The 16,875-nt window shown below is 64.9% G+C and carries 16 protein-coding genes; 10 read left to right on the forward strand and 6 right to left on the reverse strand.

What is annotated here, in order from left to right; all coding sequences use genetic code 11:
* Positions 1-11: 11 nt before the first annotated feature.
* The 3 genes from parC to AC1DS6_RS35980 all read right to left on the reverse strand — a co-directional run bounded on the left by parC (position 12) and on the right by AC1DS6_RS35980 (position 5,297).
* On the reverse strand, positions 12-2,363 hold the full coding sequence (gene parC, locus AC1DS6_RS35970; RefSeq protein ID WP_441626838.1) for a DNA topoisomerase IV subunit A: 2,352 nt from the start codon (positions 2,361-2,363) through the stop codon (positions 12-14).
* A gap of 92 nt (positions 2,364-2,455) precedes the next feature.
* Complete coding sequence (locus AC1DS6_RS35975; protein WP_035869694.1) at positions 2,456-3,235, reverse strand: lytic transglycosylase domain-containing protein; 780 nt, start codon at positions 3,233-3,235, stop codon at positions 2,456-2,458.
* Between the two features lie 70 nt (positions 3,236-3,305).
* A complete protein-coding gene (locus AC1DS6_RS35980; RefSeq protein ID WP_045239668.1) occupies positions 3,306-5,297 on the reverse strand; it encodes a DNA topoisomerase IV subunit B in 1,992 nt (663 codons plus the stop codon).
* Between the two features lie 304 nt (positions 5,298-5,601).
* Between AC1DS6_RS35980 and AC1DS6_RS35985 the strand changes: the two genes are divergently transcribed.
* Together AC1DS6_RS35985 and AC1DS6_RS35990 are read left to right on the forward strand one after the other, a co-directional pair.
* Complete coding sequence (locus AC1DS6_RS35985) at positions 5,602-6,834, forward strand: MFS transporter (protein WP_477104285.1); 1,233 nt, start codon at positions 5,602-5,604, stop codon at positions 6,832-6,834.
* Positions 6,831-6,971 carry a hypothetical protein gene (locus AC1DS6_RS35990; RefSeq protein WP_441626845.1) on the forward strand — a complete coding sequence of 47 codons (141 nt, stop codon included), beginning with the start codon at positions 6,831-6,833 and terminating at the stop codon, positions 6,969-6,971. Before AC1DS6_RS35985 ends, AC1DS6_RS35990 begins: the two co-directional genes overlap by 4 nt.
* A gap of 55 nt (positions 6,972-7,026) precedes the next feature.
* On the opposite strand, the gene AC1DS6_RS35995 is transcribed toward AC1DS6_RS35990, so the two are convergent.
* Positions 7,027-8,946, reverse strand: a complete 1,920-nt coding sequence (locus tag AC1DS6_RS35995) for an ATP-binding cassette domain-containing protein (RefSeq protein WP_441626847.1) — start codon at positions 8,944-8,946, stop codon at positions 7,027-7,029.
* Between the two features lie 508 nt (positions 8,947-9,454).
* Here AC1DS6_RS35995 and AC1DS6_RS36000 point away from each other — a divergent pair.
* Both AC1DS6_RS36000 and AC1DS6_RS36005 read left to right on the forward strand, forming a co-directional pair.
* Positions 9,455-10,423, forward strand: coding sequence for an amino acid ABC transporter substrate-binding protein (locus tag AC1DS6_RS36000; protein WP_477104286.1), 969 nt, complete (start codon positions 9,455-9,457; stop codon positions 10,421-10,423).
* Positions 10,424-10,546: 123 nt separating this feature from the next.
* Positions 10,547-11,743, forward strand: coding sequence for a benzoate/H(+) symporter BenE family transporter (locus AC1DS6_RS36005; protein WP_441626851.1), 1,197 nt, complete (start codon positions 10,547-10,549; stop codon positions 11,741-11,743).
* Positions 11,744-11,746: 3 nt separating this feature from the next.
* On the opposite strand, the gene AC1DS6_RS36010 is transcribed toward AC1DS6_RS36005, so the two are convergent.
* Complete coding sequence (locus tag AC1DS6_RS36010; protein ID WP_276286667.1) at positions 11,747-12,241, reverse strand: hypothetical protein; 495 nt, start codon at positions 12,239-12,241, stop codon at positions 11,747-11,749.
* Positions 12,242-12,562: 321 nt separating this feature from the next.
* On the opposite strand from AC1DS6_RS36010, the gene AC1DS6_RS36015 reads away from it, so the two are divergent.
* The 3 genes from AC1DS6_RS36015 (at position 12,563) to AC1DS6_RS36025 (ending at position 14,127) form a co-directional block, all read left to right on the forward strand.
* The gene (locus tag AC1DS6_RS36015; protein ID WP_035869710.1) at positions 12,563-12,898 is read left to right on the forward strand and encodes a DMT family transporter; all 336 of its coding nucleotides are present in this window, start codon (positions 12,563-12,565) and stop codon (positions 12,896-12,898) included.
* Positions 12,899-13,089: 191 nt separating this feature from the next.
* Positions 13,090-13,473, forward strand: coding sequence for a hypothetical protein (locus AC1DS6_RS36020; RefSeq protein WP_441626855.1), 384 nt, complete (start codon positions 13,090-13,092; stop codon positions 13,471-13,473).
* 291 nt (positions 13,474-13,764) lie between these two features.
* Positions 13,765-14,127 carry a hypothetical protein gene (locus tag AC1DS6_RS36025; RefSeq protein WP_428178902.1) on the forward strand — a complete coding sequence of 121 codons (363 nt, stop codon included), beginning with the start codon at positions 13,765-13,767 and terminating at the stop codon, positions 14,125-14,127.
* Positions 14,128-14,469: 342 nt separating this feature from the next.
* Here AC1DS6_RS36025 and AC1DS6_RS36030 read toward each other — a convergent pair whose 3' ends face one another.
* Positions 14,470-14,700, reverse strand: coding sequence for a hypothetical protein (locus AC1DS6_RS36030; protein ID WP_477104287.1), 231 nt, complete (start codon positions 14,698-14,700; stop codon positions 14,470-14,472).
* 370 nt (positions 14,701-15,070) lie between these two features.
* On the opposite strand from AC1DS6_RS36030, the gene AC1DS6_RS36035 reads away from it, so the two are divergent.
* The 3 genes from AC1DS6_RS36035 to AC1DS6_RS36045 form a co-directional block, all read left to right on the forward strand.
* Positions 15,071-15,250: a hypothetical protein gene (locus AC1DS6_RS36035; protein ID WP_441626859.1), complete on the forward strand. Its 180-nt coding sequence runs from the start codon at positions 15,071-15,073 to the stop codon at positions 15,248-15,250.
* Between the two features lie 1,079 nt (positions 15,251-16,329).
* Positions 16,330-16,596 carry a hypothetical protein gene (locus tag AC1DS6_RS36040; protein ID WP_441626861.1) on the forward strand — a complete coding sequence of 89 codons (267 nt, stop codon included), beginning with the start codon at positions 16,330-16,332 and terminating at the stop codon, positions 16,594-16,596.
* A gap of 21 nt (positions 16,597-16,617) precedes the next feature.
* Positions 16,618-16,875 (forward strand): hypothetical protein (locus tag AC1DS6_RS36045; protein WP_477104288.1); only part of this gene is annotated, 258 nt, incomplete at its 3' end.

The raw sequence follows: 16,875 nt of genomic DNA on the forward strand, positions 1-16,875 counted from the left end.
GTTGACGCGGCTTAGTTGCCGCTTGCCGGGGGGACGATCCGTACCGGCTCGATGCTCGGCTCCTTGAGCCTGAGATCCAGCGCGCGGCCCTTGCGGGCGCGCTTGCCCACATAAGGCAGCAGCAGCTGGCCGTAGAGCTTCTGCGAGCTTGGCTTGCCGCCGCGCCCGGCGCCGGACACCAACAGGCCCGGCGCGCCCACGGCGATCGCCTGCAACAGCGTCTCCTTGGGCTCCAGCTCCATCAGGATCACGCCACGGCCACCGGCCGACAGCGACTTGATCTCGTCGAGCGACACCAGCAGCATGCGGCCGTTGGCCGACAAGCAGGCCACGTGCGTGGCTTCCTCGCCGATCGGCGCGGGCACCAGCGGCGCGTCGCCCTCGTCCAGCGTGAGGTAGGCGCGACCGCCCTTCTGCCGGCTGACCATATCCCCCACCTTGGTCTGGAAGCCGTTACCGCCGCGCGTGGCGACCAGCATGCGCTGGTCGACGCTGCCGGCGAAGGTGTGGGCGATCTGGCTGCCGGGCTGCAACTCGATCAGCGTCGTCACCGGCACGCCGTCGCCCCGCCCGCCGGGCAGGCCGGCGACCGGCACGGTGTACGCGCGGCCATTGGTGCCGAACACCAGCATGACGTCCACGGTGCGGCACTCGAAGGTGCCGTACAGTGCATCGCCCGCCTTGAAGGTGAACTGCTGCGCATCGTGGCCGTGGCCCTGGCGCGTGCGCACCCAGCCCTTTTGCGACACCACCACGGTGACGGGCTCGTCAACCACGCGCACTTCGGCGGCGGCGCGGCGCTCTTCCTGGATCAGCGTGCGGCGCGGGTCCTTGTCTTCGGGGCTGTACTGCTTGGCGTCGGTCTCGATTTCCTTGATGATGCGGCGGCGCATCATGGTCTCGGACTTGAGCAGCACGTCCAGCTCGGCTTGCTCGTCGCGCAGGGTCTTCAGCTCCTGCTCGATGCGGATGGCTTCCAGCCTGGCCAGCTGACGCAGGCGGATTTCCAGGATGTCCTCGGCCTGGCGGTCGGACAGGCTGAAGGCCTGCATCAGCGCCGGCTTGGGCTCGTCGCTCTCGCGGATGATGCGGATCACCTCGTCGATATTGAGCAGCACCAGCATCCGGCCTTCCAGGATGTGGATGCGGTCCTCGACCTTGCCCAGCCGATGGCGGGTACGGCGGGTGACAGTGGCGAAGCGGAAGGCGATCCACTCGCGCAGGATATCGGCAAGGCCCTTTTGTCGCGGCCGGCCATCGGTGCCGATCATCACCAGGTTGATCGAGGCGCCGGATTCCAGGCTGGTATGCGCCAGCAGCGTCTGGATGAATTCCTGCTGCTCGATGTTCTTGCTCTTGGGCTCGAACACCAGCCGCACCGGCGCGTCCTTGCCGGACTCGTCGCGCACCGCGTCGAGCACGGCCAGCATGCCCTGCTTGAGCTGCAACTGCTCGGGCGTGAGCGACTTCTTGCCGGCACGCACCTTGGGGTTGGTGATCTCCTCGATCTCCTCCAGCACCTTCTGCGACGACGTGCTCGGCGGCAGTTCGGTCACCACCAGTTGCCACTGGCCGCGCGCCATTTCCTCGATGGTCCAGCGCGCGCGCACCTTCAGGCTGCCACGGCCGTTCTCGTAGATCGCGGCGATATCCGAAGCCGGTGAAATGATCTGGCCGCCGCCGGGATAGTCCGGCCCGGGCATCAGCGCCAGCAGTTCGGCCAGCGTGATGTTGGGGTTGCGGATCATCGCCACGGTGGCCGCCGCGACTTCGCGCAGGTTGTGCGGCGGGACTTCGGTGGCCATGCCCACGGCAATGCCGGAAGCGCCGTTGAGCAGCACGAACGGCAGCCGCGCCGGCATCAGCTTGGGCTCTTCCATCGAGCCGTCGTAGTTGGGCACGAAGTCCACCGTGCCCTGGTCGATCTCGTCGAGCAGCAGGCGCGAGATCGGCGTGAGGCGGGCCTCGGTGTACCGCATCGCGGCGGCGCCATCGCCATCGCGCGAGCCGAAGTTGCCCTGCCCATCGATCAGCGGGTAGCGCAGCGAGAAGTCCTGCGCCAGCCGCACCAGCGCATCGTAGGCGGACTGGTCGCCGTGCGGGTGGAATTTACCGAGCACGTCGCCCACCACGCGCGCCGACTTGACCGGCTTGGCGTCGGCGCGCAAGCCCATCTCGTGCATGGCGAACAGGATGCGGCGCTGCACCGGCTTCTGGCCGTCGGCGACTTCCGGCAGCGCGCGGCCCTTGACCACACTGATGGCGTAGTCGAGATAGGCGCGCTCGGCGTAGTGCGCAAGCGTCAGCGAGTCCGCTCCCTCGTCGGGTGAACCTGGGTCAAACGGAATGTCTTGTTGTTCCATGGATTGGCAAGAATACGGCGCATCGCATCGTTGGCCGGTGCGCCGGTTGCAAGTTGTTCGTTATGCGGTTCGTCGTGTTGTCCGTGATCGGATCAGGGCATGTTGCGGCGGCCGCCGATCACCATCTTGACGCGATTGATGCCCCCGCCCGCGACCCCCGCGGGCGCGCCGCCCGGACGGTAGAAGCGATAGAACTGCAGCACCGTGCTGACGTACTGCTGGGTCTCGGGATAAGGCGGAATCTTGTTGTTGTAGCGCTGTACCGCGCCCTCGCCGGCGTTGTACGCTGCCAGCACCAGTTCGAGGTTGTTGGGGAACAGCTCCATCAGCCAGCGCAAATAACGCACGCCGGCCGAGATATTGGTATGCGGGTCGGCCAGCTTCTGCCCGACCGTGCGCCGCGCGTCAGCGCTCACGCCGAAGCGCGCGCCGGTGTCGGGAATCACCTGCATCAGCCCGATCGCGCCCTTGGGCGACACCGCGCCGGCGTTGAAGCCCGACTCCACCGCCATCACCGCCTTGACCAGCGCCGGATCCACATTCTGCGCCTGCGCGACCTGGCGGATGATGGGTTCGACCGTGGCGATATTGGGATGGTTGACGACGTAGCGGTAAAGCTTGTGCGTTTCCAGGTCGATCTGGCCGCCGGCGCTGGCGCGGCCCACCGAGGGGCTCTTGAGCTCGCCGCCGTTCTTCATGAACAGCGTATAGCGCTCGTCCAGCTTCTCATCCGAGAAATGCGCCACGCCGTCGTCGTCGATGTAGCCATACAGCGCCGCGTGGGCCGCCGGCGCCAGGGCCAGGCCGGCCAGCAGCATGCCGGCGGCAATCCACTGCCGCGGCCGGTTGCTGGTAGGTCTGGTCTTTGCCATCGGGATTCCTCGCGTCATGCAGGCACCGGACGTCACGAACGCCGGCTGCCTGGCCATCAGATATCAGATATCAGATATCGGCAACCACCTCGTTGCCACGCTCTTCGAGCCAGGTACGCCGCTGCGCGGCCTCGCCCTTGCCCATCAGCATATTCATCACGCCCACGGTCTGGGGCAGGTCGAAATGGCCCAGCGCGACCGGCAACAGGCGGCGCGTGTCGGGATTCATGGTGGTTTCCCAAAGCTGCTCGGCATTCATCTCGCCCAACCCCTTGAAGCGGGAGATCTGCCAGCCGCCTTCCTTGATGCCGTCCTTCATCAGCTTGTCCTGGATCGCCACCAGTTCGCCATCGTCCAGCGCATAGAGCTTCTGGGCCGGCTTCTTGCCGCGCGCCGGCGCATCCACGCGGTACAGCGGCGGGCGCGCCACGCACACATTGCCGTTGTCGATCAGCTTGGGGAAATGCTTGAAGAACAAGGTCAGCAACAGCACCTGGATGTGCGCGCCGTCCACGTCCGCGTCGGACAGGATGCAGATCTTGCCATAGCGCAGGTTGGAAAGGTCGGGCTCGTCATTGGCGCTGTGCGGGTCCACGCCGATGGCCACTGCGATATCGTGCACTTCGTTGTTGGCGAAGAGGCGGTCGCGCTCGGTCTCCCAGGTGTTGAGCACCTTGCCGCGCAGCGGCAGGATGGCCTGGAACTCCTTGTCGCGCCCCATCTTGGCGGAACCGCCGGCGGAATCGCCCTCGACCAGGAACAGTTCGTTGCGGGTGACGTCGGTGGATTCGCAGTCGGTCAGCTTGCCCGGCAGCACGGCCACGCCGGAGCCCTTCTTCTTTTCCACTTTTTGCGCGGCGCGCGTACGCGCCTGCGCCTGGCGGATCACCAGCTCGGCCAGCTTCTTGCCGTATTCCACATGATGGTTCAGCCACAGCTCCAGCGCGGGGCGGCTGAAGGCGGACACCAGCTTCACCGCGTCGCGGCTGTTCAGGCGCTCCTTGATCTGGCCCTGGAACTGCGGGTCCAGCACCTTGGCGGACAGCACGAAGGACGCGCGCGCGAAAACGTCTTCGCTCATCAGCTTGACGCCCTTGGGCTGCAGCGCGTGCATCTCGATAAAGCTCTTGACCGCCTGGAACAGGCCTTCGCGCAGGCCGGACTCGTGCGTGCCGCCGGCGGGGGTGGGGATCAGGTTGACGTAGGATTCGCGCACCGGCGCGCCGTCCTCGGTCCAGGCCACCACCCAGGAAGCGCCCTCGCCTTCCGCGAAGCCTTCCTCGGCCGGGTTGGCGTCGGGGTCGGCGAAGTGCTCGCCCTCGAACATCGGCACCACCAGTTCGGCGCCGCTGCCCTGTGCCAGCGCTTCCACCAGGTAGCCCTTCAGGCCCTGGTCATACTGCCAGGTCTGGCGTTCGCCATTTTTCTCGTGCAGCAGCGTGACCTTGACGCCGGGCAGCAGCACGGCCTTGCTGCGCAGCAGGCGCTGCAACTCGGCCATCGGGATCGTGGCCGAATCGAAGTATTTCGCGTCGGGCCACACCTGCACCCGCGTGCCGCTCTTCTTCTCGCCGCGCTCGAGCTTGCGCGTGGCCAGCGGCACGGTGACGTCGCCGCCGGAGAAGGTCAGCGTGGAACAGTTACCGTCGCGCCAGACGGTCACGTCGAGCTGGGTCGACAGCGCATTGGTGACGGAAACGCCCACCCCGTGCAGGCCGCCCGAGAAGGCGTACGCGCCGCCCTTGCCCTTGTCGAACTTGCCGCCCGCGTGCAGGCGGGTAAATACGATTTCCACCACCGGGACCTGCTCTTCGGGGTGGATGCCGACCGGGATGCCGCGGCCATCGTCCTCCACGCTGACGCTGCCGTCGCGGTGCAGGGTGACCATGATTTCGGACCCGTGGCCGCCGAGCGCTTCGTCGGAGGCGTTATCGATCACCTCCTGCACGATATGCAGGGGGTTGTCGGTACGGGTGTACATGCCGGGCCGTTGCTTGACCGGCTCCAGGCCCTTCAGGACCCGGATGGAAGATTCGCTGTACTGACTGGTTTTGCTCGCCATGGAGTCGCTTGCTTAGTAGGATTCTCGGCCAGCCTTGGCGGGGGGCGCTTGCCGCACGCCAGCCAGGGGGGCCGGGCAGCCTGCATTGTAATGGAAGCGCGCAGCCGTCTTGGTGCCAATCGTGACTGCGCGTTACAGTGATCAATGCAGCATATTCGGCACTAACCCTGCCCCGGAGCGGCGCCCGACGCCACGAGCCGATGCGGGGTACACTCGCTCGCACAGGCGCAGCCCAGACGGGCCCGGACCGCGCCGGCAAAACTAAAAACAGCACTACGCACACCGAGCCAGGATGCAGGACGCCATGCAGAACAACATTCAAAGCACGCCGAAAAAGGCACTTTCCCTCACAACAGTCCTTATATGCGGTGGCTTGCTCGTCACCCTGTCAATGGGTATCCGGCACGGTTTCGGCCTGTTCAACCTTCCCATCACGCAGACGCACGGCTGGAGCCGCGAGACTTTCGCCTTCGCGCTGGCGCTGCAGAACCTGATGTGGGGCGTGACCCAGCCGTTCACCGGCGCCCTGGCCGACAAGTTCGGCGCGTTCCGCATCATGCTGATCGGCATTGCACTTTATGTCGGGGGCCTGGTAGTCATGGCGATGGCCACCTCGGGCACCGCCTTTGCCTCGGGCGCCGGCATCCTGATCGGCATTGCGCAATCCGGCACCACGTACAGCGTGGTGTACGGCGTGATCGGGCGCGTAGCCAGCCCAGAGAAACGCGTCTGGGCCATGGGCATCGCAGCCGCCGCGGGCTCCTTCGGCCAGTTCCTGATGATCCCCGTCGAGCAGACGCTGATCTCGGTGGCAGGCTGGCAGAACGCCTTGTTCGTGCTGGCGGTGCTGGCTTGCCTGATGCTGCCGCTGGCCTTCAGCCTGCGCGAGCCGCAAAGCGAGGGGCACGGGAGCGGCTTCCAGCAGACCATCGGCCAGGCCGTGCGCGAAGCGTTCGGCAACCGCAACTTCCAGTTGCTGACGCTGGGCTATTTCGTGTGCGGCTTCCAGGTGGTGTTCATCGGCGTGCACCTGGCGCCCTACCTCAAGGACCGCGGCCTGACCGATCCCAAGATCGCCACCGTGGCGCTGGCGCTGATCGGCCTGTTCAATGTGTTCGGCACCTATAGCGCCGGCGCGCTCGGCCAGCGCATGCCCAAGCGCCACCTGCTGTCGATGATCTACATCACCCGCTCGGTGGTGATCGCCGCCTACCTGCTGCTGCCGCTGACGGCCGCCAGCACCTGGGTGTTCGCCGCCATGATGGGCTTCCTGTGGCTGTCCACGGTGCCGCTGACCAACGGCATCATTGCCCAGGTATTCGGCGTGCAGTATCTGTCGATGCTGTCAGGGGTGGTGTTCTTCTCGCACCAGATCGGCAGCTTCCTGGGCGCCTGGCTGGGGGGCTTCCTGTACGACCGCACCGGCACGTACGACATGGTGTGGATGATCGCAATCGGGCTGGGCGTCGTCGCCGCGCTGGTCAACCTGCCGATACGCGAGCACGCGATCGCGCGCCCGCAGGCGGCAGTGGCATGAGCGCCGCGCGCGCCGCTGCCTTGCGGGCCGGCGGCTTCGCGGCGCTGGCCGCGTTGATGGTGCTGGGCTTCATGTCCTACCTGCGGCCGGCGTTCATGGTGGATCTGACTAACATGGTGCTGGCCTGGTGCGGGTAAGGACGGCGGGCGTCCCATGGCACATGGGACGCCCCCGCCCGACCGCCCTGCCCCGTTACTGCGCCTCGGCCTTGGTCTTCGCCTCCAGCACTTCCCAGCGCTCCAGCGCCTCCAGCAGTTCCATGTCGATCTCATCGTGCCGCGCCGCAAGCTGCGCGGCCTTGCCCGCGTCGCTGACATAGAGCGAGCCATCCGCCAACTGCGCGCTGACGGCCTTCTGCTCATTTTCCAGCGAGGCAATGCGCTCGGGCAGCGTATCGAGTTCGCGTTGCTCCTTGTACGACAGCTTGACCACGCGGCCGGGGGCGCGCGCTTCGCGCGGCTTCGGCGCTTCCGCTGCCTTGCGCTCGCCCGCGCGCGCTTCCTGCATGGCCGCGCTGCGCGCCGACTGCACCTGCCAGTCGGAGTAGCCGCCCACATACTCGCGCCAGCGCCCGTCGCCTTCGGCGGCGATGGTCGAAGTCACCACGTTGTCCAGGAAGGCCCGGTCGTGCGAGACCAGGAAAACAGTGCCGCTGTAGTCCTGCAGCAGTTCCTCCAGCAGTTCCAGCGTGTCGATGTCCAGATCGTTGGTGGGTTCGTCGAGCACCAGCACATTGGCCGGGCGCGCGAACAGGCGCGCCAGCAGCAGCCGGTTGCGCTCGCCGCCGGACAGCGACTTGACCGGCGAACGCGCGCGCTCCGGCGCGAACAGGAAGTCGCCCAGGTAGCTCATCACGTGCTTGCGCTGGCCGTTGATTTCGACCCAGTCGCTGCCCGGGCTGATGGTATCGGCCAGCGAGCGCTCCAGGTCCAGCTGCGTGCGCATCTGGTCAAAATACGCCACCTGCATATTGCTGCCGTTCTTGACCTCGCCAGTATCCGGCGCCAGTTCGCCCAGGATCAGCCGCAGCAGCGTGGTCTTGCCCGCGCCATTGGAGCCGATCAGGCCGACCTTGTCGCCGCGCATGATGGCGCCGGTGAAATCGCGCACCACCATCTTGTCGCCGAAGGCCTTGCTGACATTGGTCAGCTCGGCGACGATCTTGCCGGAGCGCTCGCCTTGCGACACCTCCAGCTTGACGTTGCCCTGCACGTCGCGCCGCGACGCGCGTTCGTTGCGCATCGTCACCAGGCGCTGGATGCGGGCCACGCTGCGCGTGCGGCGCGCTTCCACGCCCTTGCGGATCCAGACTTCTTCCTGCGCCAGCAGCTTGTCGAACTTGGCCTGCTCGACCTGCTCGGCGGCCAGTTGCTCGGCCTTGCGCGTCTGGTAGGCGGCAAAGTTGCCGGGGAAGGAAACGAGCCGGCCGCGGTCCAGTTCGACGATGCGGGTGGCCACGCGATCGAGGAAGGCGCGATCGTGGGTAATCAGCAGCACGCTGCCGCGGAAAGCCAGCAGCAGGTCTTCGAGCCAGCGGATCGCTTCCACGTCCAGGTGGTTGGTGGGTTCGTCGAGCAGCAGGATGTCGGGCTCTGCCACCAGTCCCTGCGCCAGCGCCACGCGCTTTTGCATGCCGCCGGACAGCGAATCCACGCGCACATCGGCAGTAAGGCTGAGTTGCGCCAGCGTGGTTTCCACCCGCGTACGCAAGCCCCATGCCCCGGCGGCGTCGACTTCGGACTGCAGGCGGTGCAATTCGGCCAGCGAGTCCTCATCGTGGCTATCGTCGAGCGCCGCCAGCGCCGCCTCATAGGCGACCAGCAGGTCGTGAACCTTGCCCAGACCCAGGGACACGGCGTCGAACACGGTCTGGCCCGGCTCGAACTGAGGCTCCTGCGGCACATATGCCGAGGTCACGCCACTCTGACGCGCGATCAGGCCATCGTCCGGCGCGGACAGGCCGGCCACGATCTTGAGCAGCGACGACTTGCCGGTGCCGTTGCGGCCAATCAGGCCGACGCGCTCGCCGGCTTCGAGGGAGAAGTCGGCATGGTCGAGCAAGGCCACGTGCCCGAAGGCGAGCTGGGCGTCGGAAATCGAAAACAGGGCCATGGGAGCAATACGAAAGGAGACAGCGAAAGGAAGGCGACTCAAGCGGCTTGAACGCGCAGCCACCCGCCGGCGTCGGCCGGCAAGCAGGCGGCAGGGTGCCAGGTAGCCGGCATTGTAGACCACCTCCGTGCGCCCTCGCCCGGAGCCGCGGCCCAAAAAAAGAAGGGCCCGCGCTTGCGCGGGCCCAAGAGTCTCTCCTCGGTGCCCTGCTCGCAAGGCACGAACGGAGCATAGCAAGCGCCTCCGCCCGGCTCTAGTCGGACAAGTCCGTAAGGGAAAGTCCCGTCAACGCCCGCGGCCGGCCGCATCCTTCCGGGCCTGTTGCTCGCCACGCAACACCCCACGCCGCGACCGTTGTCCGGCTGCTTGCCGTCGTGGAACAATGCTTGCCGGCCAGCAGGCCGCAGCACAACGGCAGTAGCAGCATAAAAACCGGTCCGAACCGGTGCAGGCGACCCAACGCCATTTCCGCTCGACGCCTTTTTCGCTTCTTTGTACGGGGACATCCATGATCCATCCGGTTTGCCGGCGCCTGCGCGGCGCCGGGCTGGCGATTTCGCCCAGCCCGGTCCGCCTGCCGCTGCTGCTCCTGCTATCAACCTTGCTCACATTCTGGCTGGCCGCCGGTGCCAGGCCTGCCGCGGCGCAGTCCGACGGCTCACCGGTGCTGCATCGCATTGCCCAGACCGGGGTGCTGCGCATCGCCCACCGCGAGAGCTCGGTACCGTTTTCCTTCGTGGCCGACGGCAAGCCGCACGGCTATGCCGTCGACCTCTGCCTGCGGGTAGCCGATGCGCTACGCGGCGCACTCACACCGCCCGCCCTCAAGGTGGAATTCGTGCCCGTCACGCCGGCCAGCCGCATCACCGCGATCGTCGACGGCAAAGCCGATCTCGAATGCGGGTCCACCACCAATAACCGCGAACGGCGCGAACAGGTGGCCTTCACCATCCCGCACTACATCGCCGGCAGCCGCATGCTGGTGAGGACCGACTCCGGCATTCGCAAGCTGGGCGACCTGCGCGGCAAGACGGTGGTCTCCACGGCGGGCACGACATCGCTGGCCGTGGTTCGCCAGATCAACGGCTCCGGCGCCATGCAGATCCGCGTGGTGGAAGCCAGGGACCACGCCGAAGCCTTCGCCATGGTCGAGCAAGGCAAGGCCGACGCCTTCGTCATGGACGATGTGCTGCTCTACGGCCTGCGCGCGAACTCGCGCAACCCGGCCAGCTACACCGTCACCAGCGAACTGCTGACGATCGAGCCCTACGCCATCATGCTGTCGAAGCAGGACGCCGAGTTCAAGCGGCTGGTGGACAAGACGCTGGTCTCGGCCATCTATTCGCTCGAGACCCAAAAGCTCTACAAGAAGTGGTTCCAGTCGCCGATCCCGCCGCACGGCGTCAACCTCGACATCCCGATGAGCTACCTGCTGCGCGACTCCTTCAAGTTCCCCAGCGACAAGGTTGCCGACTAGCATCGCATGCGGCTGCGGGGAGCCTGCAATGCTCCAGGGCAGGGCAAGAACGGCGCAACTCGTGCGAAGATGACGGCCCGGCCGCTTTCGAGCGCCCGCCTCGTCAAGCCAAGTCCCCGTTCCATGTCCACTGCCACCGCCCCCCTGAAGCTGACCGACCTCTCCGTCTCCGCCCTGGTAGCCGGGCTGATTGCCATGCTGACCGGCTATACCAGTTCGCTGGTGCTGATGATCCAGGCGGGCCAGGCGGCCCACCTGTCGGATGCGCAGGTTGCCTCCTGGATCTGGGCGTTATCCATCGGCATGGGCGTCACCACCATCGGGCTCACGCTGCTGACACGTGCTCCCATTGTCATTGCCTGGTCCACGCCCGGCGCCGCCCTGCTGATCGCCAGCCTGCCCGGCGTGCCCTATCCGGAGGCGATCGGCGCCTTCGTGATGGCGGCGCTGCTGATGACGGCGGCGGGCCTGACGGGCTGGTTCGACAAACTGATGCGCGCGTTGCCGGCCAGTATTGCCTCCGCCCTGCTGGCCGGCATCCTGTTCCGCATCAGCGTCGACGTGTTCGTGCAAGCCCAGCAGCAAACCCTGTTGCTGCTGGTGATGTTCGCGTTGTACCTGGCGGGCAAGCGCTTCTGGGCGCGCTACGCGGTGCCGGGCGTGCTGCTGGTGGGCGTGGCGCTGGCCGGCGCGCTTGGCCAGCTGCATTTCGAATCGTTCCATTTCGCGCTGGCCCGGCCGGTGTGGACCACGCCGGCATTCTCGCTGCAGGCTTTCGTCAGCATCGCCGTGCCACTGTTTATCGTCGCGCTGGCTTCGCAGAATATTCCCGGATTGGCGGTGCTGCGCGCCGACGGCTATCACGTAGCGGCGTCACCGCTGATCACCGTGACCGGCATCGCTTCGGTCCTGCTCGCGCCGTTCGGCTCGCATGGCATCAACCTCGCGGCGATCACGGCAGCCATCTGCACCGGCGCGGAAGCGGATCCGGACCGCAACCGGCGCTATACGGCTGCGGTGGTTTGCGGACTCGGCTATCTGGTGGCGGGCGTGCTGGCCGCCAGTATTGCCGCGCTATTCGCCGCCTTTCCCAAGGCGCTGGTGGTCGCGGTAGCCGCCTTCGCCTTGCTTGGCTCGATCGCCAGCGGCCTGACCACGGCCATGCAGACCCCGGCGGAGCGCGAGTCGGCCCTGCTCACGTTCATGATCACCGCCTCCGGCATGACGCTGGCCGGCGTGGGTTCGGCCTTCTGGGGCGTGGTGGGTGGCATGCTGGCGCTGCTGGTGCTGCGCCCGCGCACCGCTCCCCGGGCCGGATAACGCTTAAAGCAGCAGGAAGGCGATGTCCGCCGAACCGATGCCGGATAGCGGCGTGCCCTTGCGCCGCTGGAACAGGATGTGCTGAAGCACCCGGTCGCGGTGCTCTGCAAATGTGGACGGCTCGAAACGCAATGCGGTCAGCGCGTAGTGTTCGGCGAGCAGCTTGTAGACGCGGTGGCGCACCATCAGCATTTCGCTCTCGGCGCGCAAGCGGCTGATTTCGGCGCCGTTATCCTCTTCCAGCTGCCGCATGCCCACCACCACGCGCGCATGCATGCCACGATAGCGGTCCAGTTCGCCATGCGCCTTGCGCAGCTCCTCTCGCAGCGCCCTCACCTCCTGCTGGAGCTTCAGGTTATGTTGCACGCCGCGCTGGATGCGCGAGGCTTCTTCCAGCGCGACATCCGCCGCCGCAATCGTGTTCCGCCATACTCCCTGACCCGTCGCGTGACCCTCCACCTGCGGCCACACGGTCTGTACCTCATCCTCGCCATTCATGGCGCCCCCCCCTGAGAACCTGACTCCCCCGCCGTTGGCTTTATGACGTCTGCCAACTGGTCGGGACTACCGCGAACACCCCGCAGGCGATCAACACCGGATCGCCGGCGCTTCTGCAATGAAGCACCCAACTCCGATTGAAGTGCGCATCACGATGCCGGACAACCACCCGAAAGGAGGGATCGCCAACGTGTGCGCGCGCACCGACTGTGGTTTGTACTGTACACCGCAGGCACCCGCAGCGGTTGCCGCGCATCCGGCGGGCCAGTAAAGGTATGGGAAAATGTGGCCCCAACGGCAGCCAAAAAGAAGGACTTACCGATGAACGCTTATGTGCTCCTGGCCCTCGCCATCGCGGCCGAAGTCATCGCCACCAGCAGCCTCAAGGCGTCCGAGAGCTTTACGCGCCTGTGGCCAAGCTTGCTGGTGGTAGCCGGATACGTCGGCGCCTTTTTCCTGCTGATGCAGGTCATGAAGACCGTGCCGGTAGGCATTGCCTACGCCATCTGGTGCGGCGCCGGCATCGTGCTGGTCACGCTGATCGCCAGCGTGCTCTATCGCCAGATACCGGACCTGGCGGCATGGGCAGGAATCGGGCTGATCATCGCGGGGGTTGCGGTGATCCAGCTCTTTTCGAAGATGGGGGCGGCGCACTGAGGCAACGGCGTCGCGCAAGCCCGCCGCCGTTGCGCGGCGAGGCGATGGCCGCAGCCAAGCAAGCCTCTGGCCGACCGGAAACGTCAGCCGTACAATTTCTGCAAGAAGGGATGTGCACCTGACAGTTCATATGCTGCCCGAAGCGTTGCTTCGGGATCGTCAACTCGCTCTGCTCTCCCCATGGAGTCGACATGAAGAAGATGATACTGGCCGCCACAACAGCACTGCTGTGCGCCGCAGCGTCAGCCGAGGACGCGTACATCTACCCGACGGAGAACATGAAAGTCGGGGAAACTGTCCAGCTGCAATCTCCGACCGTCCTGTTCATCAACAAGAAGTGCGACCTGCCGTTCGTCGATGCCGCGCACATGCGCTTCTATGCGTCTTATCGTAGCGATGCGTCCAATCGCGGCACCTGGGATACCGGCTGCTGGGCGAAGAACATCCACGGCGACGCGATCATCGTCGTGCTGAGGATGCCAAACAGGACGATCGCCCTCAAAACCCTGGCACGCGCCGACGTCCAGAAAGATGGCACCGCCACGATCAAGGCGTTGCCCGCCCAGGGCCGCTAGCGCCACCGGCCGAAGGAGGCCTTGATTGACTTGGGAATGGGGGATTTCGGAGAACTTTCGCGAACCAGAACCAGGCTATGCCCCGTCGGCAGGATTCATAAAACCGGCTGTAACCAATACTGGAAGCCGATTTACCAGAATACGATTTTCGTGGTGCCACGAATGTAGATGATCTTGATGGATACGTCGCCGCCTTGAGGCACTGTATATCCATACAGTTAACTCAACTTTCAGCATCTACATTCAGGCGGCTCTTATACTGGATATCCATACAGTACCAGTGAGAGAGACATGTTCGCCTGCGATATCGAGACCGTCTTCCTGTTCCGCCGCGCAGCCGATGCGGTCGCCGCACCCTTCCCTTGCGAGCGAATCACCGTGGACGATCCGCTGCTGACCGCCGACACATGGAATCCCGAGGCAGAAGCAGCGGCACAAGCCACCGGCGCCACGCTCGTCCTGAACGGCATCGACACCGCAGCAATCATGGCGCTGCCGTGGACAATCGATCGCCTGGAGTTCAATTACCGTGGCGCCTGGCTAAGCTTCCTGCTGGCCTACAGCATCCAGTTCACAGGTCCTCGCTCGATTTGCCTGCGCACCCGCGGCGAGCGCCACTATGCCACCCGTCAGGAGGTGGCATGTTCTCTGTGACCTACCAGGCTGGCTCCAGCTTCCTCGAAACCCGGTTCCTGCCCGGCGACACGGTCGAGCAGCGCCTCGACCGCGAAGGTGTCACGGTATCGAGACCCGCCACATCGAGAAGATGGTGTGGACGGCCGACTGCCTGTTGTTCGAGCAGGACGGCCAGCACCACCGGATCAAGGTTGCCCGGCCAGCGGTGAAAACGCCGCTACGCGCGCGGTTCCCCCGCCGCTGAATAGCTGCGCCGCGCCACCACGCCCCCCCCAAAGAACGCCAACTGCTGCGCGTCGTCTATGGCGTCGATCCGCCCGCGGTGGCGCTCTTGGGCTCGCTTGGCCTTTTCCGCCTTCACTAGTATCGGCAGTTAGTAACCGGGCCAGTGTTGATGCATCGGATCTGATTGCCGGCTTGTGGTGTCAGAGGCGCAGCTTGCGGCGCCACGTACTGCGGCGTTTGAAGCCATGCGTTCTGCTGTTGCCGCAGTTGCTGGTTTTGCTGCTGCAATTGCGCATTGGTCTGCTGAATTTGCTGGGCAGCCATCTGCTGATTGAACTGATACATCTGCAACTGCTGATCGGTCATTGCATCTCTGTATCCAGTTGCCTGACCGTCCGAGTTAAAGCACATGATTCGACTTGGCGAAAGGACCCTGTATCGTTCGCATGTCGAATCGCCTGCCATGTAATATCTCCCGTTCACGAAATTCGGCGCCGCCGGGCTTGCGCAGCCGGCGACTGCAAACGCCAGAAAGACCGTTGCTATTTTTCTCATGGGTAGTTTCTTGAGCGCGTATTGCGATTGCGACGCGCGTTCGTCGGTCTCGTCCAAAGACGCTCGCGATTTTCGCAATCGTTCACGCGTCATGCAAGCAGTGTTGCGGGACGGCCAACTGCCGACGGCCTTCCCTCGGGCATCATGATCTGCCCCACGAGCGGCGGACAAGCACCTGCTGATGAATCGCTTCCACGCCCCAGGCAAGGAAGAACGGGGGATCATCATCGTGCCGCGAGCGGAATGGGAGGACTGGCTGACCTGCCGGGATCCGTTGCGGGTGCGGGTGCGCAGCTTTATGCGACTGCACCCTGCGGATATGCGGCTGGATCAGCCAGCGCCTATCCAGCGTCAAAGCTAGCCCAAAGGGACACCCCCACCTGTCGGGCACTCGGGCAATCCAGGCAATGGCGGCGGCGGTAGCGACGAGGAATCACTTTGCTCCGCCTCAACTGCCTCCCCAAGCTTGGAAGCCTGAGTGACGTAGTTCACGCGAATATCAAGGTCAAATTCTTGGCCGCAGCTCTCAGAGCAGCCGCACCTCACCCGATGCCGCACCGTCATAGGCAGTTCCAACACCGTCATCTCTACCCCGAACCGACGAACAGTCTTGCAGTACGGACAAGTTGCCGCGACTGAATATGTCATTGCGAGTCCTATTTTGGTGGAGAGTTGGCACAAATGTACGCTTGATAGTCACGCCCAACAATGGGATTAGTACTTCAGGATTAAGGGCTAGACGGTACGGGGCATCGTTTAGGGGCACCAAATATAGGGGCATTTATTGATGCCCCTAATGCCCCTAAAACACGCGGATGCCAACGGCTCCCGGCGAACTTCGGCGAACGTCGAAAGCCCGCGAGGCCTTGATCTACTTGGGAGGGGAGGACTTCAGAGAACTTCTACGAACCGTACTATGGTCCGCCAGCAGGAATCATAAATTCGGCTATATCTATTACTGGAAGCCGATTTCTCCGAATATGATTCTCTTGGTGCCACGTCCAGTGCCACGAAAATATTTTGATGGACACGACACCATCTCGCGACACTGTATATCCATACAGTTAACTCAACTTTCGGCACCCGCATTCGGACGACTCTTATACTGGATATCCATACAGTACTTTCAGAGTGCGCCCATGTTCACCTGCGATCCGGACACAGTCTACCTGTACAGCCAGTCCCATGGGGCGGCGCGTTTGGCCATCCGCTGCTCCCACCTGCCCGTAGACGATCCGCTGCTCACCGCTGACACCTGGAACCCGGAGGTCGAGGCCGCCGCGCAGGCCGCGGGCGCCACCCTCACGCTGACGGGGGTCGATGCCTCGGCGATCATGGCGCTGCCGTGGACCATTGACCGCCTGGCGTTCCATTACCAGGGCACTTCGCTCAGCTTCCAGCTCGCGGCGAGCGCCACTACGCCACCCGTCAGGAGATGGCATGTTCCCTGTGACCTACCAGGCTGCCTCGATCTTTCTGGAAACCCAGTTCCTGCCCGGCGACACGGCCGAGCTGCGCCTCGACTGCGAACACGTCACGGTCACGGCCAGCGCCGTCACCGTGCACGGCATCGAGACGCGGCACATTGAGAAGATGATGTGGACGGCCGACTACCTGTCTTTCGAGCAGGACGGCCAGCACCACCGGATCAAGGTGGCCCGCCCGGCGGTCAAGACACTGCTGCGCGCGCGGTTCCCCCGCCGCTGAATAGCCGTACCGCGCACCGCCATGCCCCCCTACACCCCAGAGAATTGGGTTCGCGCGCTACGCCACGCCGTGCGTGGCGGCACGCCGGATGCCTATGGCGATCCGTTCAGCATGCGGCTGTACGTCCTGAACCCTTACGGCCAGCCGGCCCATACGCTGGACGGGAACGCCCATCATGAATTTCTGAGGGGCTGGTTCAAACGTTTCGTGCTGCGCACTGACCTTCCCGAGCAGGATGCCCGCGTCTGGACATGCTTCTGCCCATGGTCGGACACGATG

Source organism: Cupriavidus sp. 05L310, from assembly GCF_056398185.1.